The sequence below is a fragment of the Actinomadura meyerae genome (assembly GCF_900188445.1).
Lineage (GTDB): Bacteria > Actinomycetota > Actinomycetes > Streptosporangiales > Streptosporangiaceae > Spirillospora > Spirillospora meyerae.
In genome coordinates this window covers 61,910-83,131 of the sequence record NZ_FZOR01000023.1, presented here as the reverse complement: position 1 = coordinate 83,131, position 21,222 = coordinate 61,910, and the positions used below count along the sequence as shown (strand labels likewise).

Sequence of the window (21,222 nt, the reverse complement as noted above, 5' to 3'; positions counted from 1 at the left end):
CGCGTTGAGCGGCCGTCAGCGGAACAGCTCGTCGACCGACGTCGCGGTGAGCGCACGACGCAGCCACTCCCGCAGCACCGACTCGTCGCGGCAGGCCAGAATCCGCTCCCGCGCGGCGCCGGACACACCCACACCACGATTTTCGAGGATCACCAGAAGCGCTTCGGCCTCACCCTCGGCCCTGCCCTCGGCCTTGCCTTCGGCCCTGCCTTCGGCGCGGTGGCGGAGGAAGGGCTCGCTCTTGAACTTGTAGTCCGCGGTACCGGTGGTCACGTACTCCTCCAGGATCTGCTTGGCGGCGTTCGAGAGCACGGCCATCACCATGTCAGTGTATAGCTCGCCGCTCTTCTCATTTTGGTTGTCGATGGTGGCCAGGGCGGCATGGGTGATCTCCTTGAACTCCCTGGTGTGGGGCGTTACGTTGGCCAGGGCGCTGAGGACGGTCATCTCCGGCATCCGCGCGGCCTGGTGCGTGCTCGTGATGAGCGGGCCGGTGCCCGGACCCACCACCAGGGGCGTGAGGTCGAACCCCGGATGGCCGAGCTTGATCGGCTGCCGCGCCCAGTCGGCCACCGACCGCCTGGGCGAGATGACGACCAGGTAGCACGGACGCAGGGTCTTGGCGAACTGCTCGGCGACGTAGAGCGGCCAGCTGCGGTGCTTCCTGGCGTCCACTCCCCGCTGGGTCTCGGCGACGACGCTGAGCGTCGGTTCGGTGGAGGCGCCTTCGTAGATCTCCACGACGTTGTCGGCGGTGTAGGCGGTCGGGGCGAGCTGGGTGCACGCCTCGCTCGCCGACCTGATCGTGGCGTCCGCGGACACCTTGATGTCGAAGGCGACCTCCAGGAGTTGGACGATGACCTCGGGATGGTCCCGGATGATCTTTATGGGGGACTCGTGTTCTGCGGTGACCATGCACGGAACGTTACTTTGCGATCACCGTTGGATAGTTTCACTATTGGATGACTCGCTGTGTGATTGATCTCACTCTCTGTTACCGTCGGGTAGTGCGCGGGCGGGCGGGCTGGACGACGAGGGGGGCCGGGCGGTACGGGGTGAAGGCCGCGGAATCCAGGCTGAGGGACGCGGCGGCCTTGTTCAGGGACTTCGCGGTCGTGCCGGGCCAGTGACCGGTCTCCACGCGCTTCTCCAATGCCTGGAGCGAGGCCACGTACTCGGACGCGGTGAAGTTGCAGTGGCCGGTGCGCTTGACGTACGCCTGGCGCAGGAGCGGGGTGCGGCCCGCGGCGCGGACGGTTCGGGCGTACTCGCTCTGGTGCTCGACCGGCACGAGCTGGTCGGAGATGGTGTGGATGGTCAGGTTCGGTACGGTCAGCCGGCCCGTGGGTTCGGACGTGCGGGTCAGCCAGGCCAGGGGCGCGGGCTCGACCCGCTTGTCCGCGGTCGCGGACAGGGCGGCGAGGTCGGCGCCCAGGTTCAGGCCGGCCTCGCGGTAGAGGTGCTTGACCTGGCGGAAGTTCGCCGACGTGCGCAGGAGGCGGGCGTAGTCGAGGCCCTTGTTCCAGGCGCTGTCACCGCCCGCGGCCTGGTCGATCGAGTAGCGGCCGCTGAAGATGAAGGTCAGGACGCCCGAGGAGAGCCACCGGTACTGCTGGAGTTCCTGCGCGGCGTAGTCGCGGCGGGCGGGCGGGGAGTCGCCGTCGAACCAGGACGACTGGTTGAGGAAGGCCGAGGCCAGGGCGATGCGGGCGCGGCCGGCCGGGGTGGACTGGGCGCCCGTCACGGCCGCGGTGAGCTGGGTCCCGGCGGCGACGCCCTGCTCGGGCGAGGTGTAGCCGGTCAGCTTGATCTCCTCGGAGGGCGCGAGGAGCGTCGCGATGGTGTGGCCCGCGTTGAGCTGGTAGTTGTTCAGGTCGACGCCGCCGCCGACGATGCCGCAGGCCGTGAGGACGCCGTCCACGGCGCGGGTCTCCGCGAGCTCGGCGCTGACGAGACCGCCCATGGACTGCCCGAGCGCGAGGGTGCGGCGGGGGCGGCCGATGAGCTTCACGAGCGCGTCGCGGGTGCCGATCTGGTCGCGGACGGCGCTGCCGAGGGCCCACAGGGAGCCGTTCGGGTCGTAGGACGAGCCGGCGAGCGCGTAGCCGCGGTCGAGGAGGGCCTTCCCGGCGGCCTCGCTCGGGCGGTCGGCCGGGGTGAGGGGCCCGAACCCGTGGCTGAACAGGACGAGCGTGCCGTTCCAGTGCGCCGGGACGTCGGCGATCCAGGTGGCGCCGTCGGGGAGCGTCCCGGTGTAGTGCGCGGGGGCGGCGGACGCCTGGGCCGCCGGGGTGAGGGCCAAGGGCGCCGCCAGGACGGCGGCGAGCGCACCTGCCTGGAGTCGTTTCATGGGGGTTCCTCCTGGGCCGGGCTCAATAAATGGATGTGGGCGTAGCGGGCGTCAGGAATTTGTCGAACATCTGGCCGCGAACGGGAGTGAAGGGGAGTGCAGGGGCGACGGGTGCTCAGAATTTAGGCAGATACCTGGCGGCCGTCAATGGTTTGCCTAATGTTTCAGGGCGTTCCAGCGGCCCTCGACCGCGCGGGCGCCGGCCTCGGTCAGGTCGCCCAGGAGGCGCAGCCGCGCGATGCCGCCGTCCGGGTGGATGTCGAGCCGGACGTGCGTGACCTCGGGCGACGTCACGCGGAAGCGGTGCCTGGTGTCGGGGAGCAGGTCCGTCCGGGGCAGGACGGGGTGCCAGTCCCCGGCGGCGTCGCGGCCGTGCAGGGCGGCCGAGCCGGGGGCGTTGAACTTCAGGTTCGCGGTGTCGATCTCGGCGAGCCGGATCACGCCGGGCGCGGCGAGCCGTACCACCGCCCAGTCGTGGCCGCCGTCGCGGCGCCGGGCCGTCTCCCAGCCCTCGGCCTGGTTGCGGGCCAGGCCGGGGAACAGCATGTTGTCGGGCGAGGAGTAGAACATGTCCGAGCACTCGGTGACGCGGGCGCCGTTCTCCAGGGCGGCGAGGTCGACGGTGAGCCCGGCGAGGAGGCGGGGGTCGGGGACGACCTCGCCGTGGACGCGGAGCCGGGCGATGCCGCCGTCCGGGAACATGTTCAGCCGGACGTGGGTGAACAGCCGCTCGGCGTCCACCGGGAAGGAGTGCGCGGTGTCGCCCTCCAGGGGGCTCTCCGGGACGATCTCCACCCAGTCCGCGCCGGACAGGTCCGCCGGGTAGCCGTCCACGGCGCACGCCTCCACGGACGCGCGGGGCGGGTAGTTGCCCTTGAACCAGGCGGTGTCGACCACGACGCCGCGGACGACGCCGGGCAGCCCGAGCCTGACCAGCGCCCAGTCGTGGCCGCCGGAGCGGCGGCGGGCCGTCTCCCAGCCGTCGTAGAGCTGCCCCTTCGGGCCGAACGTCTCCGGGGAGAACGCCGGGGCCCACGGGTTGACGAGGTTCTCCTTGGCGGCGAAGGACTCGTCGCTCGCCGCGACCACGGAGCCGCCGAGCGTGCGGACGGCCAGGTCGGGAAGCGCGGTGAAGTCGGTCATCTCTCTTCCCGGTGGAGCAGGCGCCCGCGGCCGGTGGGCTCGCCGCGCAGCCAGGCGGTCCGGACGGCGCCGGTGAGCGTCCGGCCCGCGTAGGGGGTGACGGGGTGGCGGTGGTGGAGGGCCGCCGGGTCGACGGTGAACGTCTCGTCGGGGGCGAAGGCGACCAGGTCCGCGTCGTTGCCGGGGGCGATGCCGCCCTTGCCGGGGACGGCGGCGAGCGCGGCGGGCGCCTCGGACATCCAGCGCACGACCGAGTGAAGGCCGTGGCCTCGTTCCCGGGCGGCCGTCCAGACGACGGGCAGGCCAAGCTGGAGGGACGAGATGCCGCCCCAGGCGGTCACGAAGTCGCCCTGCTTCAGCTCGGGCGTGCAGGGCGAGTGGTCGGTGACCACGCAGGAGATGACGCCGTCCGCGAGGGCCTGCCAGAGCAGTTCGCGGTTAACGGCGTCGCGGATGGGCGGGCAGCACTTGAAGGCGGTCCCGTCGGCCTCTTCGGCGGAGAGGGCCAGGTAGTGGGGGCAGGTCTCGGCGGTGACGGGAAGGCCGTCCGCCCGTGCCTTGGCGAGGACGTCCAGGCAGTCCGCGGCCGACAGGTGCAGGATGTGGGCGCGCACCCCGGTCTCCTCCACCAGCCGGACGACCCGCTCCACGGCGAGCCGTTCGGCCGACGGCGGCCGTGAGGCGAGGAACTCGGCGTAGCCGCCGCCTTGCGGGGGGCTGAGCCGCGCCGGGTCCTCGGCGTGCACGATCACCAGCCCGCCGAACGCGGCGATCTCCCGGAACGCGGCCCGCATCTCCGTCCCGGACAGCGGCGGGAACTCCGGGACGCCCGAGTCGGACGTGAAGCACTTGAACCCGAACACGCCGAGGTCGTGCAGCGGGCGCAGCGACGCCAGGTTGCCGGGGACGGCACCGCCCCAGAAGCCGACGTCCACGGCGCAGGCGCCCTCGGCGGCCGCGCGCTTGGCGGCGAGGGCGGCCGGGTCGACGGTCGGCGGGAGCGCGTTGAGCGGCATGTCGAGGAGCGTGGTGACGCCGCCCGCGGCGGCGGCCCGGGTCGCGGTGGTGAAGCCCTCCCATTCGGTGCGGCCCGGTTCGTTGACGTGGACGTGGGTGTCGACCAGGCCCGGCAGCAGCGCCACGTCCCCGAGGTCGACCGAGGCGGCGGCGGGGACGCCGGCCGTGTAGGGCGAGACCGCGGTGATCCGGCCGCCGCGGACGGAGACGGCGGCGGGGCGCTCGCCGTCCGGCAGCACGGCGCGGCGCGACCTGATCAGGAGGTCGTCCACGCGAACTCCTCCGCCGAGGGCCCCCGCGGCACGTATTCGAGGGAGATCCGGCCGCCGTACCCGATGTCGTCGAGGACGGCGAAGACCCGGCCGAAGTCGATCCGGCCGGTGCCGGGGCGCCCCCGGCCGGGCGCGTCCGCGATCTGGACGTGCCCGATGCCGGCGGCGTGCGCCCGCGCGGCCTTCTCCAGGTCGTCGCCGTTCGTCGCCAGGTGGAAGGTGTCGTACAGGATCCGGACGTTCGGCGCGCCCGCGTCGCGGACGCGGGCCACCACCCCTGCGGCGTCGGCGGCCGTCTCCAGCGGGTAGGCGCCGTTGAGGCCGCGCGCCAGCGGCTCGATGAGCAGCGTCCCGCCGATCTCGCCGACCCGTCCGGCGGCGTGGACGAGGTTCTCGGTCGCGACCCGGTCCTGCTCGGCGGGGTCCGCGCCGCCGAGGCGCTGCCCGTAGAGCGCGTTGAACGACCGGGCGCCCGTGCGCTCGGCGACCCGCAGCAGCGCGTCGAGGCTCCGGCGGAACTCCTCCACGCGGGACGGGTCGGACAGCACGCCCCGCTCCCCCGCCGCCATGTCGCCCGCGTAGAGGTTCAGCGCGATGAGCCGCACACCCGCGTCCTCGATCGCCCGGCAGAACGCGTCGGTGTCGGCGGCGGACGGTTCGGGCTCGCCGTTCCACGGCCACCAGAACTCGACCTCGCCGAAGCCCGCCGCGCGCGCCGCCGCCGGGCGCTCCAGCGGCGGGTGCTCGGTGAACAGGATCGAGCAGTTGACGGCGAACCGTCGCGTCATGGCGCTCCTCAGACGGTCTGCTCGGCCCGAGCGCTCTGCTCGGGACGGACGATGTGCTCCGGCCGGACGGGGACGCGCGTGAGGTCGCGGCCCGTCGCGTCCCGGATCGCGGCGACGATGGCGGGCGTGGACGACAGCGTCGGCGGTTCGCCCGCGCCGCGCAGCCCGTACGGCGCCTCCGGGTCGGGGTACTCCAGGATGTCCAGCCGCATGGGCGGCATGTCGAGGATGGTGGGGATCAGGTAGTCGGTGAACGAGGGGTTCCGGACGAGCCCGTCCGCCACGACGATCTCCTCCATCACGGCGAGGCCGAGTCCCTGCGCGGAGCCGCCGTGGATCTGGCCCTCCAGCGACAGCCGGTTGATGATCTTACCGACGTCCTGGACGGCGGCCAGCTCGACGACCTTGACCAGGCCGAGCTCCACGTCCACGTCGACGACGGCCCGGTGCACGCACAGCGCGAGCTGGGTGTGGCTGCGGCCCTGCCCGGTGACGGGGTCCATGCGGGCGGTGGGCCGGTGGTGGTACTCGCGGATCTCCTCGATGGCGTCGGAGCCGAGGACGTCCTCGATGGCGCAGAGCACCCCGCCCGCCCCCTCGACGATCTTCCCGCCGGCGACGCTCAGGCCGGTGCGGCCGAGCCGCCGCTCGGCGAGCGCGAGCAGCCGCGCCCGCACCGCCTCGCAGGCCGCCTTCACCGCGCCGCCCGTCATGTACGACTGGCGGGACGCGCTGGAGGAGCCGGCGTCGCCGACCCCGTTGTCGGCCGGGGCGATGGTGACCCGCTGGACGCCCAGCTCGGTCCGCGCGACCTGCGCCTGGACGGTGACGAGCCCCTGCCCGACCTCGGCCGCCGCCGTGTGGACGAGCGCGGTCGCCTCGCCGCCGATGACCTCCAGCCGGACGCGGGCCGTGGACTTGTCGTCGAAGCCCTCGGAGAAGCAGATGTTCTTGATCCCGACGCCGTAGCCGACGCCGCGCACGACGCCCTCGCCGTGCGTCGTCTGCGCCACTCCGCCCGGCAGGTTGCGCAGGTCGGAGCGGTCGGCGGCGGGCGGCGGCGGCATCGCCTCCAGGCGGGTCAGCATCTCGGCGAGCGGCGCGGGCGACTCGATGACCTGCCCGGTCGCGAGCTTGGACCCCTGACCGGCCGCGTTGCGGCGGCGGATCTCGAGCGGCCCGAGGCCGCAGGCCGCGCCCAGCTTGTCCATCATCGACTCGTAGGCGAAGCACGCCTGGACGGCGCCGAACCCGCGCATCGCCCCGCACGGCGGGTTGTTGGTGTAGACGCCGTACCCGTCGATCCGGATGTTGGGGATCTCGTACGGCCCGACGCCGAGCGACGCCGCGTTCCCGACGACGTTCATGGTGGACGAGGTGTACGCGCCGCCGTCCAGGATGATCTCGACGTCCGCGTAGAGCAGCTTCCCCTCGGAGGTGGCGCCGTACTCGTAGCGCATCTGGGCGGGGTGCCGGTGGACGTGCCCGAAGAACGACTCGTACCGGTCGTACGACATCTTCACCGGCCGGCCGGTGTGCAGGGCGAGCATCCCGGCGTGGATCTGCATCGACAGGTCCTCGCGCCCGCCGAACGCGCCGCCGACGCCCGCGAGCGTCATGTGCACCTGGTCCTCGGCGAGCCCGAGGCACGGCGCGATCTGCTTGAGGTCGTTGTGGATCCACTGGGTGGAGACGTACAGGTCGACGCCGCCGTCCTCGGACGGGATCGCCAGGCCCGACTCCGGACCGAGGAACGCCTGGTCCTGGATGCCGACCTCGTACTCCCCCGACACGACCACGTCGGCCGCGGCCTTCGCGGCGTCCACGTCGCCGACGCGGACGGGCTGGTGGCGGGTGATGCCGCCGCGGTCCTGGACCTTCAGCCGCTCCGGGTCGGCGACCACGGCGCGCGGGTCGGTGATCGGCTCCAGCACCTCGTACTCGACGGCGATCCGCTCCAGGGCGCGCCGCGCCGTCTCCGGATGGTCGGCGGCGACGAGCGCGACCGGCTCGCCCTGGTGCCGGACCTGGTCGATCGCGAGGACGGGCTGGTCCTCGGTGTGGTCGATGCCGAACATCTTCCGGCCGGGCACGTCGGCGTGGGTGAGGACGGCCCGGACGCCGGGCAGCGCGAGCGCCGCGCCGACGCCGATCGACCGGATCAGCGCGCGCGGGTGCGGGCTGCGGAGCGTCGCGCCCCACAGCATGCCCTCCATCCACAGGTCGGACGCGTACGCGAACTCGCCCGTGGCCTTGAGCGTCCCGTCCGGCCGCAGCGGGCTCTCCCCGACCCCGCCGATGCCGGGCGCGGCGACGTGTCCGGGGCTCCTCACCGGTGACGCCTTGCCGGACGGTGACGCGTTGCCGGACGGTGACGCCTTGCCGGACGGGAACGCCTTGCCGGACGGTGACCGCATCTAGAGCACCTCCTCCGCGAGTCGCATCAGGCGGCGGTGGGCGTCGGCGCCCCGCCGCGCCGCCTCGTCCTGCGGGACGGTCACGAGGGCGTCGCCGTCCACGACGGTGCGGCCGCCGACGATGAGGCGGTGCAGCGGCGGGACCGGGCCGAACGCGAACGCGACGACCGGGTCGTCGATCGCCGCCCGGAAGCCGTCCATCCGCCACAGCGCGATGTCGGCGAGCCTGCCGGGTTCGAGCGCGCCGATCTCGTCCTCCCGGCCGAGGCAGCGGGCGCCGCCGAGGGTCGCCATCTCCAGGGCCTGGCGGGCGGTCAGCGCGGCCGGGCCGTAGCGGGCGCGCTGCATGTACAGGGCCTGCCGCACCTCGCCGGCGAGCGGGACGAGCTCCGCCGACGCCGAGCCGTCGACGCCGAGACCTACCGGCGCGCCCTCCGCCAGCAGGTCCGCGACGCGGGCGATCCCGGCGCCGAGCCGCGCGTTCGAACTGGGGCAGTGCGCGGTGCCGGTGCCGGTCTCGGCAAGCCGCTTGACGTCGGTGTCGTGCAGGTGGACGCAGTGCGCGAGCCACACGTCGGGGCCGAGCCAGCCGATCGAGTCCATGTACTCGGCGGGCGTCATGCCGAACTGCTCGCGGGTGTGCTCCTCCTCGTCGACGGTCTCCGCGAGGTGGGTGTGCAGCCGGACGCCCTTGTCGCGGGCCAGCCGCGCCGACTCCACCAGCAGGTCGCGGGAGACGGAGAACGGCGAGCAGGGCGCGACGGCGACGCGCAGCATCGAGCCGGGCGACGGGTCGTGGTACCGGTCGATCGCGTCCGCGGTCGCGGCGAGGACCGTGTCGAGGTCCTCGACGACCTCGTCCGGCGGCAGGCCGCCCTGCGACGCGCCCCGGTCCATGGAGCCGCGGCACGGGTGGAACCGGACGCCGACCTCCCGCGCCGCCTCGATCTCCGCCGCGAACAGGTCGCCGCGCCCCTTGGGGAACAGGTAGTGGTGGTCGGTGGAGGTGGTGCAGCCCGACTTGGCGAGCCACGCCAGCCCGGCGGTCGCCGCGCCCGCGGCGACCTCGGCGTCCATCTTCGACCAGGGCTTGTAGAGGGTGGTCAGCCACTCGAAGAGCGTGCCGTCGGTGACCATGCCCTGGCTCGCCCACTGGTAGAGGTGGTGGTGGGTGTTGACCAGGCCGGGGGTGGCGAGGCAGCCGCGGGCGTCGATCCGCTCATGCTCGGCGCCGAGAGCCCCATCGGGGGCGCTGCCGGGGCCGACGGCGGTGATGCGGTCGCCGTCGACGACGATGTGGCCGTCCGGGTACTCCTCCCCGGAGACGGTGACGACGTGCGCGTTCTCGATGATCATGAGGTGGCCCCTCGCCGCGCGGCGAGGCGCACCGCGTCCAGGATCTTCTCGTAGCCGGTGCAGCGGCACAGGTTCCCGGCGAGCGCCTCGCGGATCTCGGCGTCGCTCGGCGCCGGGTTCCGGGCGAGCAGGTCGTGCGACTGGACGATCAGCCCCGGCGTGCAGAAGCCGCACTGGACGGCGCCCGCCTCCACGAACGCCTCCTGGACGGGGTCGAGCCGCTCGCCGCCGGGCGGCCCCTCGGCGAGGCCCTCGACGGTGACGACGGCGCGTCCCTCCGCCTGCCCTGCCGCGACCAGGCACGCGCACACCGGCACGCCGTCCAGGTAGACGGTGCAGGAGCCGCATTCGCCCTGCTCGCAGGCGTTCTTGGAGCCGGGGAGGCCCATCCGCTCGCGCAGCATGTAGAGGAGGCTCTCGCCCTCCCACACGTCGTCCACGGCCTCCGCCGACCCGTTCACGGTGAGGTTCACGCGCATCAGGACGCCCTCCTTCCGTTCGCTCCCGCCCGGTACTCGTCCCAGGCCCAGGTCAGGGTGCGGCGCGCCATCACCGACAGCGCGTGCCCGCGGTAGGCGCCCGTCCCCCGGACGTCGTCGATCGGGGACGCCGCGTCCCGCACCAGGTCGCCGAACCGCCGCACCGCCGGCTCCGGGAGCGGGCGGCGGCCGTCCCAGTCCAGCTCGCCGGAGATGAACGCCTCGGCCTCGGGCGCGCGGCGCGGGGTCGGCGCGGCGGAGCCGAGGCCGGTGCCGACGCGGCGCTCCCCGGGATGCAGGGCCAGCGCGAACGAGCACACGGCGATCACCATCGCGTTCCGGGTGCCGATCTTGGAGAAGTACTGCGGGCCGGACGCGGGCGCCGCCCAGAACGCGCGGATCAGCTCGTCCGGTTCCAGCGCGTTGCGCTTCACCCCGGTGAAGAAGCTCCCGGCCGGGATCATCCGGACGCCGCGCGCCGCCGACTCGACCTCGATCACCGCGTCCCCGGCGAGCAGCGGCGGATGGGCGTCCCCGGCGGGCGACGCGGCGCCGAGGTTGCCGCCGGCGGTGCCCCGGTTGCGGATCTGCGGCGACCCGACCGTCCGGGACGCCTGCGCGAGGCCGGGCAGGCGCCCGCCCAGCTCGGTGATCAGCCGCGCGTACGGGACGCCGGCGCCGACGCGCAGCCGCCCGTCCGCCGTGTCCCATTCGGTGAGGGCGCGGATCCGGGTCAGGTCGAGCAGCGCCTCCGGCCGGTCCCGGTCGAAGTTGATCTCGACCATCACGTCGGTGCCGCCCTGCACGGGCCGCGCGCCCGGCCGCGCCGCCTTGGCGGCCAGCGCGTCCTCCCAGGTCAGCGGTCGCAGGAAGTCCATGTCTCCAGGGTCCCTCAGTTCCAGGCGGACGGGGCGTCCGGCGCGTCGTCGGTGAGGACCGCGCCCTCGATGAGCCCGTACGGGCGGTCCGCCGCGAAGTAGACCTCGTTGTCGTTCTCCAGGCCGAACGGCTCCAGGTCGACCAGGAAGTGGTGCTTGTTCGGCAGCGCCAGCCTGACCTCGCAGACGCCGTCCTGGCCGTCGAGGACGGCGCGGCCCATCTGGTAGAGGGTCTGCTGGAGCGACAGGCTGTGCGTCTCGGCGAACGCGCTGAGCAAGGCATCGCGGGCGGCGGCGTACGAGTCGTCCCAGGCAGCCTCCGTGCCGCGGTGGCGCCACCGGGCGGTGACGGCGGTCGCGAGGACGCGGTCGCGGGTCGGTTCGAGGGTCGTGTACTCGTCCCGCGCGAACCCGTGGAACTCGCTGCCGGTCGAGTTCAGCACGACGAGGTCGGTGAGGCCGGACACGACGGTCCCGGTGCCGCCGACGTCGTGGTGCACCAGTGCCGTCCTGACCTCGCCGCCGTCCCGGACGAACGAGTGCCCGCCCGAGATGCGGCGCCAGCCGTACTCGTGAATCTCGACTCGCGCGTGCGCGACCGCGGGCTGCGACGCGGTGAAGTGCCGCGCGAGCAGCAGGCCGAACTCCTCGATCGCGCCGATGCCGTACCGCTTGGCGAACGCGAACACGGTGTTCTTCTGGCTGTCGGTCGGCAGCACGGCCGCGTTGTCGCCGGTCAGGTGCACCTCGTCCATCGCGCCGGAGAGCGAGACGCTGACGTTGACGTCCTTGAGGCGGTGCGTGCCGCCGTCCCTGGTCACGCGGACGACGCGGGTCTCCGCCTTCCCGTAGCGGTTGGGTCCGAGGACGACGGCCATCTAGCTCCCCCGGTAGGTCGAGTACGCGAACGGGCTGATCAGCAGCGGGACGTGGTAGTGCCGTCCCGGGTCGTCGACGGTGAACGCCACGGTGACCTCGGGGTAGAACTCCGACAGGCCGGCGGTGTCGAACGTGAGCCGGTGCACGCCCTGTCCCGGCTCCGCGTCCCACTCCCGGATCCGGCCGTCGCCGTCGGTGCGGGCCTCGGCCAGGACGGTCCAGCCGTCCCCGTCGCGCCGGTCGAGGCGGACGGCGACGCCCGCCGCGGGTGCTCCCCGCGCCGCGTCCAGCACGTGCGTCGACAGGCTCATCGGGACTCCTTCACCAGCTTCGCCAGCCGCAGGTCGACGATCTCGGCCAGCTCCCTCCGGACGACCGCGCGCTCGGTCTCGGGGTCGTTCCGCAGCCGCTCCCGCAGTTCGGCGAGCATCTCCAGGGCCGACCTTCCCGACGCGCGGATCAGGAACACATGCCCGAAGCGCTCCTCGTATGCGCGGTTGCCCTCGGCGAGCGCCTCGCGCAGCTCGGCCGCCGCGCCGTCCATCCCGGACTGCTCGCCCCGCGACCAGCCGGCCTCGCGCCCGCCGCCGCCCGCCCGCTCCCCGATGCGCGGGTGCGCCGCGAGCGCCTCCTCGATGTCGGCCCAGGCCAGCTCGTCCAGCGCCCGCCGCGACGCCGCGCGCAGCGCCGCCGGGTCCCGGTGCCCGCCGACGGCCGCGACCCACCGGCGGGACGCGCAGCACGCCGCCAGATCCGCCTCGCTCAGCTCCACGCCTGCCAGTACACACACGCCCCCGCCGGCGGGTCGAGGCACAGGACGTCCGAACTGTGCTCCCGGCCGCGCGCGGCGTTTTGTAGGTTCCTCCATATGAGGCTGCGTTCCCTATGAGACTGCGTTCCCTATGAGACTGCGTTCCCTGCTCGCGATGCCGGAGCTGCGGCTGGAGGTGGTGACCGGCGCGGACGAGCTGGACCGCACGATCCGCTGGGTGGTCACGACCGACCTGCTCGATCCCGGCCGCTACCTGCGCGGCCGGGAGCTCGTGCTGACCGGGCTCGTGTGGCGGACCGGTCCCGCCGACTCGGAGACGTTCGTGCGGGCCCTCGCCGGGGCGGGCGTCTCGGGCCTCGCCGCGTGGGACCTCACCCTCGGCGCCATCCCGGACGACCTCGTCGACGCGTGCCGCCGGCACCGGCTGCCGCTGTTCAAGGTGCCGGAGGACGTGGCGTTCGCGACCGTCACCGAGGAGGTCGTCCGGCACCTGTCGAGCGCGCGCGCCGCCGACCTCGCCGCCGTGCTGGACCGGCACCGCCGCCTGGTCGAGGGCACCGGCCTCGGCGCCGTCCTGGACCTCGTCGGGCACTGCCACGTCCTGGCCCCGACCGGGCGCGTCGTCGCGGGCTCCGCCCCGGCCGACGCCGAGGCCCTCGCCCGCGCCTTCCTCACCGCGCCCCGGCTGCCGCACCACGAGCCCGCGCTCGACGCGTCGCTGTTCGCGGTCGCGGGCGGCGGCACGCCCCGCGTCGCGGACTGGTTCCTCGTCTTCGACGGCGACTTCGCCGACTGGCCCGCCGAGCGGCGCGCCCTCACCGGCGAGCTCGCCGCGATCGTCGCGCTGGAGCGGGCCCGCCGCGACGCGCCCGCCGCCGTCGACGCCGACCTGCTGATCGCCGGGGACGCCGCCCGGCTCGGCCTGCCCGCGGACGCGCGGCACACCGCCGTGGCGGCCTCCGGCGGGGGCGCCCTGCGGCCGGGCGAGGTCCGGACCGTCCTCGCGGAGATCCTCCCGTTCCGGATGGCGGCCCTGCTGGAGGACGAACTGGAGGACGAGGTGGTCGGGCTCGTCCCGGCCGAGGGGCGCGATGTCGCCGCGGAACTCCAGGCGGCGCTCGACCTGCTGTCGCCCGGCCTGCTCTCACCCGGCCGGGCCGGGGGCGGGCTGGCGGTCGGCGTCAGCGGCGTGGCGGCGGCCCCCGACCTGCGCGGCGCCGTCGAGGAGGCCCGGCACGCCCGCCGCCTCGCCGCCGCCCGCCCCGGCCCGGCCCGCGTCGTCCGGCACGACGAGCTCGCCACCCACGTCCTGCTGCTGGCCAGCGTGCCGGACGACGTCCGCCGCATGTTCACGGTGCGCCTGCTGGACCCGCTGCTCGACTACGACCGGACGCACGGCGCCGACCTCGTCCGCACGCTGGAGACGTTCCTGCGGCACTCCGGCTCGTGGACGCGCTGCGCCGAGCAGCTCCACCTGCACGTCAACTCCGTCCGGTACCGCATCCAGCGGGTGGAGGAGCTGACCGGCCGCGACCTGTCCCGGCTGGAGGACCGGGTCGACTTCTTCCTGGCCCTCCGCCTGACCTGGCCCTCCGCCTGACCTGACCCGCGCGCGATCTGCACCGCGCGCGGGGCAGGTCAGCTCGTGTGGCGGACGAGCGCGGGGACGACGGCGTCCCAGGTGCGCCGGGGCAGGCCCGTCCCCGTACGCGGCAGGACGAGGAGTTCCGCGCCCGGGATCTCGGCGGCGAGGGCCTCGCCGTTGCCGAGCGGGAAGAACGGGTCGTCCTCGCCGTGGACGACCAGGGTCGGCGCGGTGATCTCCGGGAGGCGCTCGCGCCACCGGTCGCCGCAGTCCAGCGCGGCGAAGACGGTGCCCAGCTGGTCGGCGCGGTGCGCCGCGCCGCCCGGGTCCCCGGGCCGGGTCCGGTCGTGGACGCGCTCGATGTTCTCGCGCGCCTCGTCCTCGTCGAAGTCGCGGCCGCCCGTGTGCCGGGCGTTCTCCAGCTGGAACGCGACGATGGAGGCCCGGTCCGACCAGTCGACGCGCGGCGGGTTCATGAAGTGCTCCATGAGCTCGGGAGCGTGCTCGGGCAGGTCGGGGTCGGCGGGGCCGGGCGCCGTGGGGCGGGTGCCGATCAGGGTGAGGGTGGCGACCCGGCCGGGGTGGTCGAGGGCGAGGAGCTGGGCGATCCACCCTCCCGGTCCGGCACCGACGACGTGCGCGCGCGCCAGGCCGAGCGCGTCGAGCAGGCCCGCGGCGTCCGCGACCAGGTCCCGGAGGGTGTAGGCGGGCGCCTCCGGGTCGGCGGCGGCCGACCGCCCGGTGTCGCGCAGGTCGTAGCGGACGACGAAGCGGCGCAGGGCCGCCAGCCGCTCGCACAGGGCGTCGGGCCAGGTGAGCATCGTGTTCCCGATCAGCAGCACCGGCATGTCGCCGGGGTCGCCGAAGGTCTCGGTGCAAAGGTCGACGCCGTTGGCGGTGATGAGCTTCTCCATGCCGATGCAGACCAGCCCGCCCTCCAGAACTCATCGGCGCCGCCCGCGGCCGGGCCCATTGAGCCTGCGGCAGGCCTACTGAGCCTGCGGCCCGGTGAACGCCTTCAGCGCCTCGGCGATGCTCTCCTCGGCGGCCGCCTTGTCGATGCCGAGGTCGGAGAGGATGCCGGAGCCGTTCTCGAACTCCAGCAGCGCGAGCAGGATGTGCTCGGTGCCGATGTAGTTGTGGCCGAGGCGCAGGGCCTCGCGGAAGGTCAGTTCGAGGGCCTTCTTGGCGCCCTGGTCGAACGGGATGAGGGCCGGGAGGTCGTCGGACTCCGGCGGCAGCGCCGCGGTGGCGGCCTGGCGGACGGTGTCCAGCAGGACGCCCTGCCCGGTGATGGCCTTGGCCGCGAGCGCCTCGGGCTCGGAGAGCAGGCCGAGGACGAGGTGGGTGGTCGTGATCTCCGGGCTGCCGGCGGCGCGGGCCTCGTTCTGCGACGCGACGACGACGCTGCGGGCGCGGGTGGTGTAGCGGGAGAACGCCTGGGACGGGTCGAGGTCGTCCGCGCCCTTGGGCACGAAGCGCTTCTGCGCGGCCTGCTTGCTGACGCCCATGCTCCGGCCGATGTCGGTCCAGGACGCGCCGGAGCGCCGGGCCTGGTCGACGAAGTGGCCGATGAGGTGGTCGGCGACCTCGCCGAGGTGCTCGGCGGCGAGGACCGCGCTGGAGAGCTGTTCGAGCGCGTCGGGGTGGACCTTCTTGATCGAGTTGATCAGGTCGTCCAGCCGGACGTGGAGCTGGGGCTGCCGAGATTCGGGCTGCTGCGATTCGGTCATGCGTCAACCATAGGTTGACGATCCCCGAGCGTCAACCAGTGGTTGACGATCACCAGTCGGCGGCCCCGGCGAAGGAGGTCGGGTGCGGGTCGTAGCCGAGGACCTGCCGGGCGGCGGTGATGTCGAGGGTGCGCTCGACCGCGAGGTGGCTGATCGCGTAACGGGTGATGCGCGGCGGCTCGGGGCGGCGGGCCAGCAGGAAGGCGCCCTCGGCGAGCGCGGCGAGCGGGCGGGCCGCACCGGCGGGCAGGTAGACCGGCCGCGCCCTGACACCGCGCTCGCGGAGGATCTCGCGGAACGCGCCGTCGATCGTGACCGGCGCCGCGTCGGCGATGTTGAAGGCGCCGGAGGCCACCGGGCCCGTCGCGGCCAGCAGGCAGCCCTGGACGAGGTTGCCGACCGAGGTCAGGCTGACGCGCTGGCGGCCGGTGCCCACGGCGGGCAGCAGGGGACCGCGCACCGCCGACAGGACGCGCGGCAGCAGCGTGGTGTCGCCGGGGCCGTAGACCGCGTGCGGGCGCAGGATGATCGCGCCGTGGTCCCGCGCCAGACGCTCGGCCGCCGCCTTGGACGCCCCGTAGGCGTTCATGTAGCGCGGCACCGGGGCCTCGTCCTCGCGCGCCATGACGCTCGGGCGGAACGGGTCGTAGACGCTCGCCGTGCTCACATGGACGAACCGCGCGTCAGGGAAGGTCGCCAGGGCGTTGCGGGTGCCGGTGAGGTTGGCTGCGAAGAGGGTCGACGCCGGTCCCCAGTCGGTGACGCTGCCCGCGCAATGGACGACGGCATCCACACGGGGGGCGTCCTGGAGCGGGCCCTTGGTCAGGTCCCATGAACGGTAGGGCGCGCCGCCCACGTGGGCCGGGGTCACGGACAGGCGGCGGCCGAACGCGTACGTCGTGATGCCGTGGGCCGCCAGTGCCCGGCACACGGCACCGCCCACGAAACCCGAGGCCCCGGTCACCGCGATCCTCATGCCACCCGGCCTCACCACACCACCCGGCCTCACCACACCACCGGCCTCATCGCGCCACCAGTTCGCGGAGCCGGTCGCGGTCGAGCTTGCGGGTGCGGCCGGAGCGCGGGAGGTCGTCCAGGACGACGATCCGGTCCGGCAGTGCGTCATGGTCGATGACGTCGGGAAGCTCGCGCTGGAGCCGGGCGGGCAGGTGAGGCGGCCCCACCACGGCCAGCACGACCTCCTCGTCCCCCGTCCGCGGGTCGGGGACGCCCACGATCGCGGCTTCGGCCACGTCGGGCAGGGCCGCGATCGATGGTTCGTACAGGCCGGGATAGAGGTTGAACTTGCCTCGGATCAGCATGTCCTTCTTGCGGCCCGTGAGGACGAGACGTCCATCGTCGATGCGGGCCAGGTCGCCGGTCGGGAGTTCGGTGACGGGGTCATCGCCCAGGTAACCGCGGCACAGGTTGGGCCCCGACAGGAGCAGTTCGCCGTCGTCGGCCAGGCGTGCGCCCACACCGGGCAGTGGCGCGCCCAGGAGGTCGCCCGAGCCCGGCCCCGTGTGCGCGAGCTTCTCCTCCGCGGACGCGATCGCCACCGGCAGGATCTCCGTCATCGCGTATACGGACAGCACCTCGGCGTTCGGCGCCGCCGCGACCGCCCTCCGCAGGATCGGCGCGGGCGCGGGCGCCGCGCCGAGCAGCACGTACCGGACGGACGGCGGCAGCTCCCCGCACGCGTCCAGGACCTCGGCCAGATGGACGGGGACGCAGAACGTGTGGGTCGCGCCCCGCTCGCGCATCAGCCGGGCGAAGGCGGCGGGCGCACAGAACAGCGGCGGCATCGACCACCGGGCGCCCGCGATCAGCGTCGGCAGGCCGAGCATGAGCTGGTCGGTGTGCACGACGTCGCCGGGGCCGAGCGGCAGCCGCGCCCGGAACAGGTCGAGCGCCGCGGCGAGCGACGCCTGCGTGTGCACCACGGCGCGCGGCCGCGCGGTCGTGCCCGAGGTGAAGATCACGGCGGCGGGCGCGTCCGGGTCGGGGTCGCGGCCGGGCTCGGGGGCGTCCCCGCGGGCCAGCCGCGCGAACGGCACCGCGCCGCGCGGTACCCCCGGCAGGCGGCGGCCGACGTGGATGTGCCGCATCGGGCCCTCGCCCGGGACCCGCAGGCCGGCGAGGTCCGGCAGCAGCAGCCCGCGCCGCCGCGCGTAGGCCCGGACGACCCGCAGCCGGCTGCCCGCGTACAGCACCGACTCGGCCGCCGACCAGCGCGGGCGCGCGAGCCGGAGCCGCGCGGTGAACATCTCGGGCCCGGCCCCGGGGTCGGCGAACACGACCACTCCCCCGGCCGCGACCACGCCGAGCGCGAGGACGAGCGACTCCGGTGAGGGACGCACGGAGAACAGCACCCCGTCCCCCGCGGCGAGCCCGCCCTCGATCAGCCCGTGCCGGACGGCGAGCACCTGCCGCCGAAGCTCGCCGTAGGTCAGCTCCGTGCCGTCCCCCGCGACCAGTGCGACCTCGCCGGGGATGCGCGCGGCCTGGTCGAGCAGCCGCCTGACGAGCGTCACGCCGCCTCCCTCTCCCCAGCGCCCCTCTCCCCGGCGCCCCTCTCCCGAGCGTCCTGTGCTCGCACGGCCAGGTACCGGTAGGTCGGGATCAGCACGCCGCGCGCCGCCGCCCGGCGGGTGATCTTCAGCGGTGCGGCGGCCAGCAGCGTCCGGGTGACCAGCCGGATCTGCGCCATCGCGAGGGGGTAGCCGAGGCAGAAGTGCGGCCCGGCGCCGAACCACAGGCGGCGCAGCTCGGGCGGGTGCGGGCGGTCGAGGTCGAACGGGCCGAGGGCGCGGCAGCAGTTGTGCGTGGCGATCAGCACCCGGTCGCCGGGCCGGATCGCGACGCCCCCGACCCGCGCCGGGCGGTGCACGCTGCGCAGCATCACCGGGGTCGGCGTCGTCACCCGCATGGCCTCCTCGACGGCCCGGTCCAGCAGCGCGGGCTCGGCGGCGACGCGGCCGAGCTGCCCGTGGTCGGCGAGCAGGGCGATCAGGCGCGGCAGCAGCGTCGCGACGGTCTCGGTGCCGGTCAGGAAGAACGCGCCGGCCGCGCCGCGCGCCTCGTCGGCGGACAGGCCGAGTGCCCGCATCCGCCCCATGACCGTCGACTCGTCCCCCGCCTCGTACGCCTTGGCCGCGATGTCGCCGAGCGGGTCGAGGACGGCGCGGGCGCGGCGCACCTGCGCCGGGGACAGCCGGCGCGTGCGCAGCGACACCATCGACACGATCCGCTCGCCCTGCTCGAACAGGTCGCGGTAGGCGGCCTCGCCGCCGCCCTCCAGCCCGATGACCTCGCCGATCACCGTGCCGGCCAGGACGCGGGCGGTGTCCACGAGGTCGACGGTCGCGCCGCGCCGGAGCCGGTCCGCGAGCCGCTCCAGCGGCGCGTCCAGCACCCGCCCGCACAGCGCCTCGGTGTAGGACGGGACGAACAGCTCGGTGAGCCGGCGGCGGAGCGCCCGGTGCGCCTCGCCCTCCATGTTGAGCAGGACGGACGGGCCGAGTACCGGCGTCCACAGGTCGCCCGGCGAGCCGGGGCCGTCCTTGCGGAAGGTCTCCCCGTCCATGAGGACCTCGCGCGCCGCCGCCGCGTCGTTCACGACCACGCCGACGCCGGGCACGCGGACGACCGGGCCGCGCCGGGCGACACCGCGCAGCAGCGGGTACGCGAGCGGATGCGCGGCCAGGTACAGCCGCCGCTCCCAGTCGGGGCCGCTCACCGGATGTCCACGACGGGCGGGCGGTAGCGGTGGTCGGCGTACCAGCCGAGCGTCCTGACCAGGCCGAACGCGCGCAGCCTGCGCACCGACCCGTACACGGTCACGTCCTTGCGCAGCCCGTAGGCGGCGGTGATGTAGCGGACGCGGTTGACGAGCGCGCGGTCCTCGTGGACGTCCTCGATGCGGGTGCGGGGGAAGCCGCCGGACCGCTCGTACAGGTCCGCGGTGATGGCGAGGTTGCAGCCCGGCATCATGACGTAGGGCCCGAGGTAGAGCGGGTCCTGGTTGCCGGGGCGGAAGCGGCCGAACAGCGCGGCGGCGTCGATGACGGCGGGCAGCAGGCGCCGCTCCCAGAACTTCAGCGGGAACTCGTCGGTGCGGGGCAGCAGCGGCCCGGACACCATCTCCAGCCCATCGCCGAACGCGCGCTTCACCGCCGCGACCCACCCGCGGGCCGGGAGGCAGTCGGCGTCGGTCCGGGCGATGTGGGTGGCGCCGGCGGCGATCGCGTGCCGGACGCCGGTGTCGGCGGCGGCGCCCGTCCCCTTCTCGGGCTCGTGCACGATCCGGACGTCCAGGCCGGGGTGCCCGGCGGCGAACTCCTTGACGACCCGCGCCGTCCCGTCGGTGCTGCCGTTGTCGACGACGACCAGCGCGAAGCCGGTGTCGGTCTGCGCGGCGAGGCGGCGCAGCGTCGCGCCGATCGACCGCTCCTCGTCGTAGGCGGGGATGACGACCCAGAGTTTCATCGTCACAGCTCCGCGAACATGACGCCGAGGCTGATGCCGCCGGCGAGGCCGACCAGCGCGACGCGGTCGCCGGGGCCGCAGCGCCCCTCGGCGCGGGCGGCGGCGATCTGCAGCGGCAGGCTCGCGGACGCGACGTTGCCGTGCTCGGGCAGCGTGACGACGAGCCGGTCCGCGGGGACGCCGAGGACCGAGCGCAGCACCTCCAGGTAGGGCAGCGTCACCTGGTGGACGGCGACCACCGCGAAGTCGTCCCAGGTCAGCCCGGTCTTCTCCAGCGCGGTCAGGAAGATCTCCGGGCCGCCGGCGAGGAACGCGTCCTTCAGCCGGCGCCCGTCGCCGCTGAAGTAGGTGAACTCGGGGTCGCGGGGGTGCATCGAGCCGCCGGCGGGCAGCGTCCCGACCCGCCAGGCGCTGGAGACGGCGGCGAAGTCGCGGTAGAAGATCCCGCCGTCGGGGGCGGCCTCGACGAGCATCGCGGCGCCGCCGTCCGACAGCGTGTAGCCGGCGAACGCGTCCACGAACTGGGCGCGGTCGCGGACGCTCCAGCGGACCGCGCGGGACGGGCTCTCCCCCGTGCACACGAGCACGCGCTCGTGCTGCCCGGTGCGGATCAGCGCGTCCGCCATCTGCAGGCCGTTGAGGAAGCTGTTGCAGGCGTTCTTCACGTCGAACACCGGGCAGGTCGCGCCGAGCTTGGCGGCGACGATGTGCGCGGTCGCGGGCTCGATGAGGTCCTGCGACGCCGACCCGAAGATCAGCAGATCGAGGCCGGCGGGTTCGGCGCCGCGCTCGGCGAGGGCGCGGCGGGCGGCGGCGACGGCCAGGTCGGACGCCTGCTCGCCGTCGTCCATCACGTGCCGGGCGCGGATGCCGGTCATCCGCTCGACGATGGTGGGGTGCGGCCGGTACCCCGCGCTCTCGGCCGCCACCCGGGCCTCGACCTCGGCGCTGGTGACGGTTCGCTCGGGCAGGTGCGCCGCGACGGCGGTGATGCGGGCTCTCATGGGCTGGGGTTCCCCCGGTTCCTCGTGCTCGGTCGCGGCAAGCCTCGCCGACCCCGGGCGC

General features: G+C 74.4%; 20 protein-coding genes. 1 reads left to right on the top strand and 19 read right to left on the bottom strand.

Annotated elements, in window-relative coordinates; genetic code table 11:
- Positions 1-15 precede the first annotated feature (15 nt).
- The 12 genes from CHF16_RS22900 to uraD all read right to left on the bottom strand — a co-directional run bounded on the left by CHF16_RS22900 (position 16) and on the right by uraD (position 12,351).
- The gene (locus CHF16_RS22900; RefSeq protein WP_089328158.1) at positions 16-915 is read right to left on the bottom strand and encodes a hypothetical protein; all 900 of its coding nucleotides are present in this window, start codon (positions 913-915) and stop codon (positions 16-18) included.
- A gap of 79 nt (positions 916-994) precedes the next feature.
- Positions 995-2,350: an alpha/beta hydrolase gene (locus CHF16_RS22895; RefSeq protein ID WP_089328157.1), complete on the bottom strand. Its 1,356-nt coding sequence runs from the start codon at positions 2,348-2,350 to the stop codon at positions 995-997.
- A 156-nt stretch (positions 2,351-2,506) separates the two neighbouring features.
- Positions 2,507-3,493: an allantoicase gene (alc, locus tag CHF16_RS22890; protein ID WP_089328156.1), complete on the bottom strand. Its 987-nt coding sequence runs from the start codon at positions 3,491-3,493 to the stop codon at positions 2,507-2,509.
- A complete protein-coding gene (gene allB, locus CHF16_RS22885) occupies positions 3,490-4,782 on the bottom strand; it encodes an allantoinase AllB (protein ID WP_089328155.1) in 1,293 nt (430 codons plus the stop codon). Before allB ends, alc begins: the two co-directional genes overlap by 4 nt.
- Positions 4,767-5,570, bottom strand: a complete 804-nt coding sequence (locus tag CHF16_RS22880; RefSeq protein WP_089328154.1) for a hydroxypyruvate isomerase family protein — start codon at positions 5,568-5,570, stop codon at positions 4,767-4,769. The genes allB and CHF16_RS22880 overlap by 16 nt, the downstream gene beginning before the upstream one ends.
- An 8-nt stretch (positions 5,571-5,578) precedes the next feature.
- Complete coding sequence (pucD, locus tag CHF16_RS22875; protein ID WP_179271655.1) at positions 5,579-7,987, bottom strand: xanthine dehydrogenase subunit D; 2,409 nt, start codon at positions 7,985-7,987, stop codon at positions 5,579-5,581.
- Positions 7,988-9,343 carry an 8-oxoguanine deaminase gene (locus CHF16_RS22870; protein ID WP_179271654.1) on the bottom strand — a complete coding sequence of 452 codons (1,356 nt, stop codon included), beginning with the start codon at positions 9,341-9,343 and terminating at the stop codon, positions 7,988-7,990. It lies immediately after the preceding gene.
- The gene (locus tag CHF16_RS22865; RefSeq protein WP_089328153.1) at positions 9,340-9,822 is read right to left on the bottom strand and encodes a (2Fe-2S)-binding protein; all 483 of its coding nucleotides are present in this window, start codon (positions 9,820-9,822) and stop codon (positions 9,340-9,342) included. Before CHF16_RS22865 ends, CHF16_RS22870 begins: the two co-directional genes overlap by 4 nt.
- Positions 9,822-10,700, bottom strand: a complete 879-nt coding sequence (locus CHF16_RS22860) for an FAD binding domain-containing protein (RefSeq protein WP_089328152.1) — start codon at positions 10,698-10,700, stop codon at positions 9,822-9,824. Before CHF16_RS22860 ends, CHF16_RS22865 begins: the two co-directional genes overlap by 1 nt.
- Before the next feature lie 14 nt (positions 10,701-10,714).
- The gene (pucL, locus tag CHF16_RS22855) at positions 10,715-11,578 is read right to left on the bottom strand and encodes a factor-independent urate hydroxylase (protein WP_089328151.1); all 864 of its coding nucleotides are present in this window, start codon (positions 11,576-11,578) and stop codon (positions 10,715-10,717) included.
- Positions 11,579-11,890: a hydroxyisourate hydrolase gene (gene uraH, locus CHF16_RS22850; protein WP_089328150.1), complete on the bottom strand. Its 312-nt coding sequence runs from the start codon at positions 11,888-11,890 to the stop codon at positions 11,579-11,581.
- Positions 11,887-12,351: a 2-oxo-4-hydroxy-4-carboxy-5-ureidoimidazoline decarboxylase gene (uraD, locus tag CHF16_RS22845; protein ID WP_245869046.1), complete on the bottom strand. Its 465-nt coding sequence runs from the start codon at positions 12,349-12,351 to the stop codon at positions 11,887-11,889. The genes uraH and uraD overlap by 4 nt, the downstream gene beginning before the upstream one ends.
- Before the next feature lie 130 nt (positions 12,352-12,481).
- Here uraD and CHF16_RS22840 point away from each other — a divergent pair, with 130 nt between their 5' ends.
- Positions 12,482-13,951: a PucR family transcriptional regulator gene (locus CHF16_RS22840; protein ID WP_089328148.1), complete on the top strand. Its 1,470-nt coding sequence runs from the start codon at positions 12,482-12,484 to the stop codon at positions 13,949-13,951.
- 38 nt (positions 13,952-13,989) lie between these two features.
- Here CHF16_RS22840 and CHF16_RS22835 read toward each other — a convergent pair whose 3' ends face one another.
- The 7 genes from CHF16_RS22835 to CHF16_RS22805 all read right to left on the bottom strand — a co-directional run bounded on the left by CHF16_RS22835 (position 13,990) and on the right by CHF16_RS22805 (position 21,161).
- A complete protein-coding gene (locus tag CHF16_RS22835; RefSeq protein ID WP_089328147.1) occupies positions 13,990-14,850 on the bottom strand; it encodes an alpha/beta fold hydrolase in 861 nt (286 codons plus the stop codon).
- A gap of 75 nt (positions 14,851-14,925) precedes the next feature.
- Positions 14,926-15,669 carry a Clp protease N-terminal domain-containing protein gene (locus CHF16_RS22830; protein WP_089328146.1) on the bottom strand — a complete coding sequence of 248 codons (744 nt, stop codon included), beginning with the start codon at positions 15,667-15,669 and terminating at the stop codon, positions 14,926-14,928.
- Positions 15,670-15,718: 49 nt separating this feature from the next.
- Positions 15,719-16,645 carry an NAD-dependent epimerase/dehydratase family protein gene (locus tag CHF16_RS22825; RefSeq protein ID WP_089328145.1) on the bottom strand — a complete coding sequence of 309 codons (927 nt, stop codon included), beginning with the start codon at positions 16,643-16,645 and terminating at the stop codon, positions 15,719-15,721.
- Positions 16,646-16,691: 46 nt separating this feature from the next.
- A complete protein-coding gene (locus CHF16_RS22820; protein WP_089328144.1) occupies positions 16,692-18,203 on the bottom strand; it encodes a class I adenylate-forming enzyme family protein in 1,512 nt (503 codons plus the stop codon).
- Positions 18,200-19,408: a cytochrome P450 gene (locus CHF16_RS22815; RefSeq protein ID WP_089328143.1), complete on the bottom strand. Its 1,209-nt coding sequence runs from the start codon at positions 19,406-19,408 to the stop codon at positions 18,200-18,202. Before CHF16_RS22815 ends, CHF16_RS22820 begins: the two co-directional genes overlap by 4 nt.
- A complete protein-coding gene (locus CHF16_RS22810; RefSeq protein WP_089328142.1) occupies positions 19,405-20,157 on the bottom strand; it encodes a glycosyltransferase family 2 protein in 753 nt (250 codons plus the stop codon). The genes CHF16_RS22815 and CHF16_RS22810 overlap by 4 nt, the downstream gene beginning before the upstream one ends.
- Positions 20,158-20,159: 2 nt before the next feature.
- A complete protein-coding gene (locus CHF16_RS22805) occupies positions 20,160-21,161 on the bottom strand; it encodes a 3-oxoacyl-ACP synthase III family protein (protein ID WP_089328141.1) in 1,002 nt (333 codons plus the stop codon).
- Between the last annotated feature and the right edge of the window lie 61 nt (positions 21,162-21,222).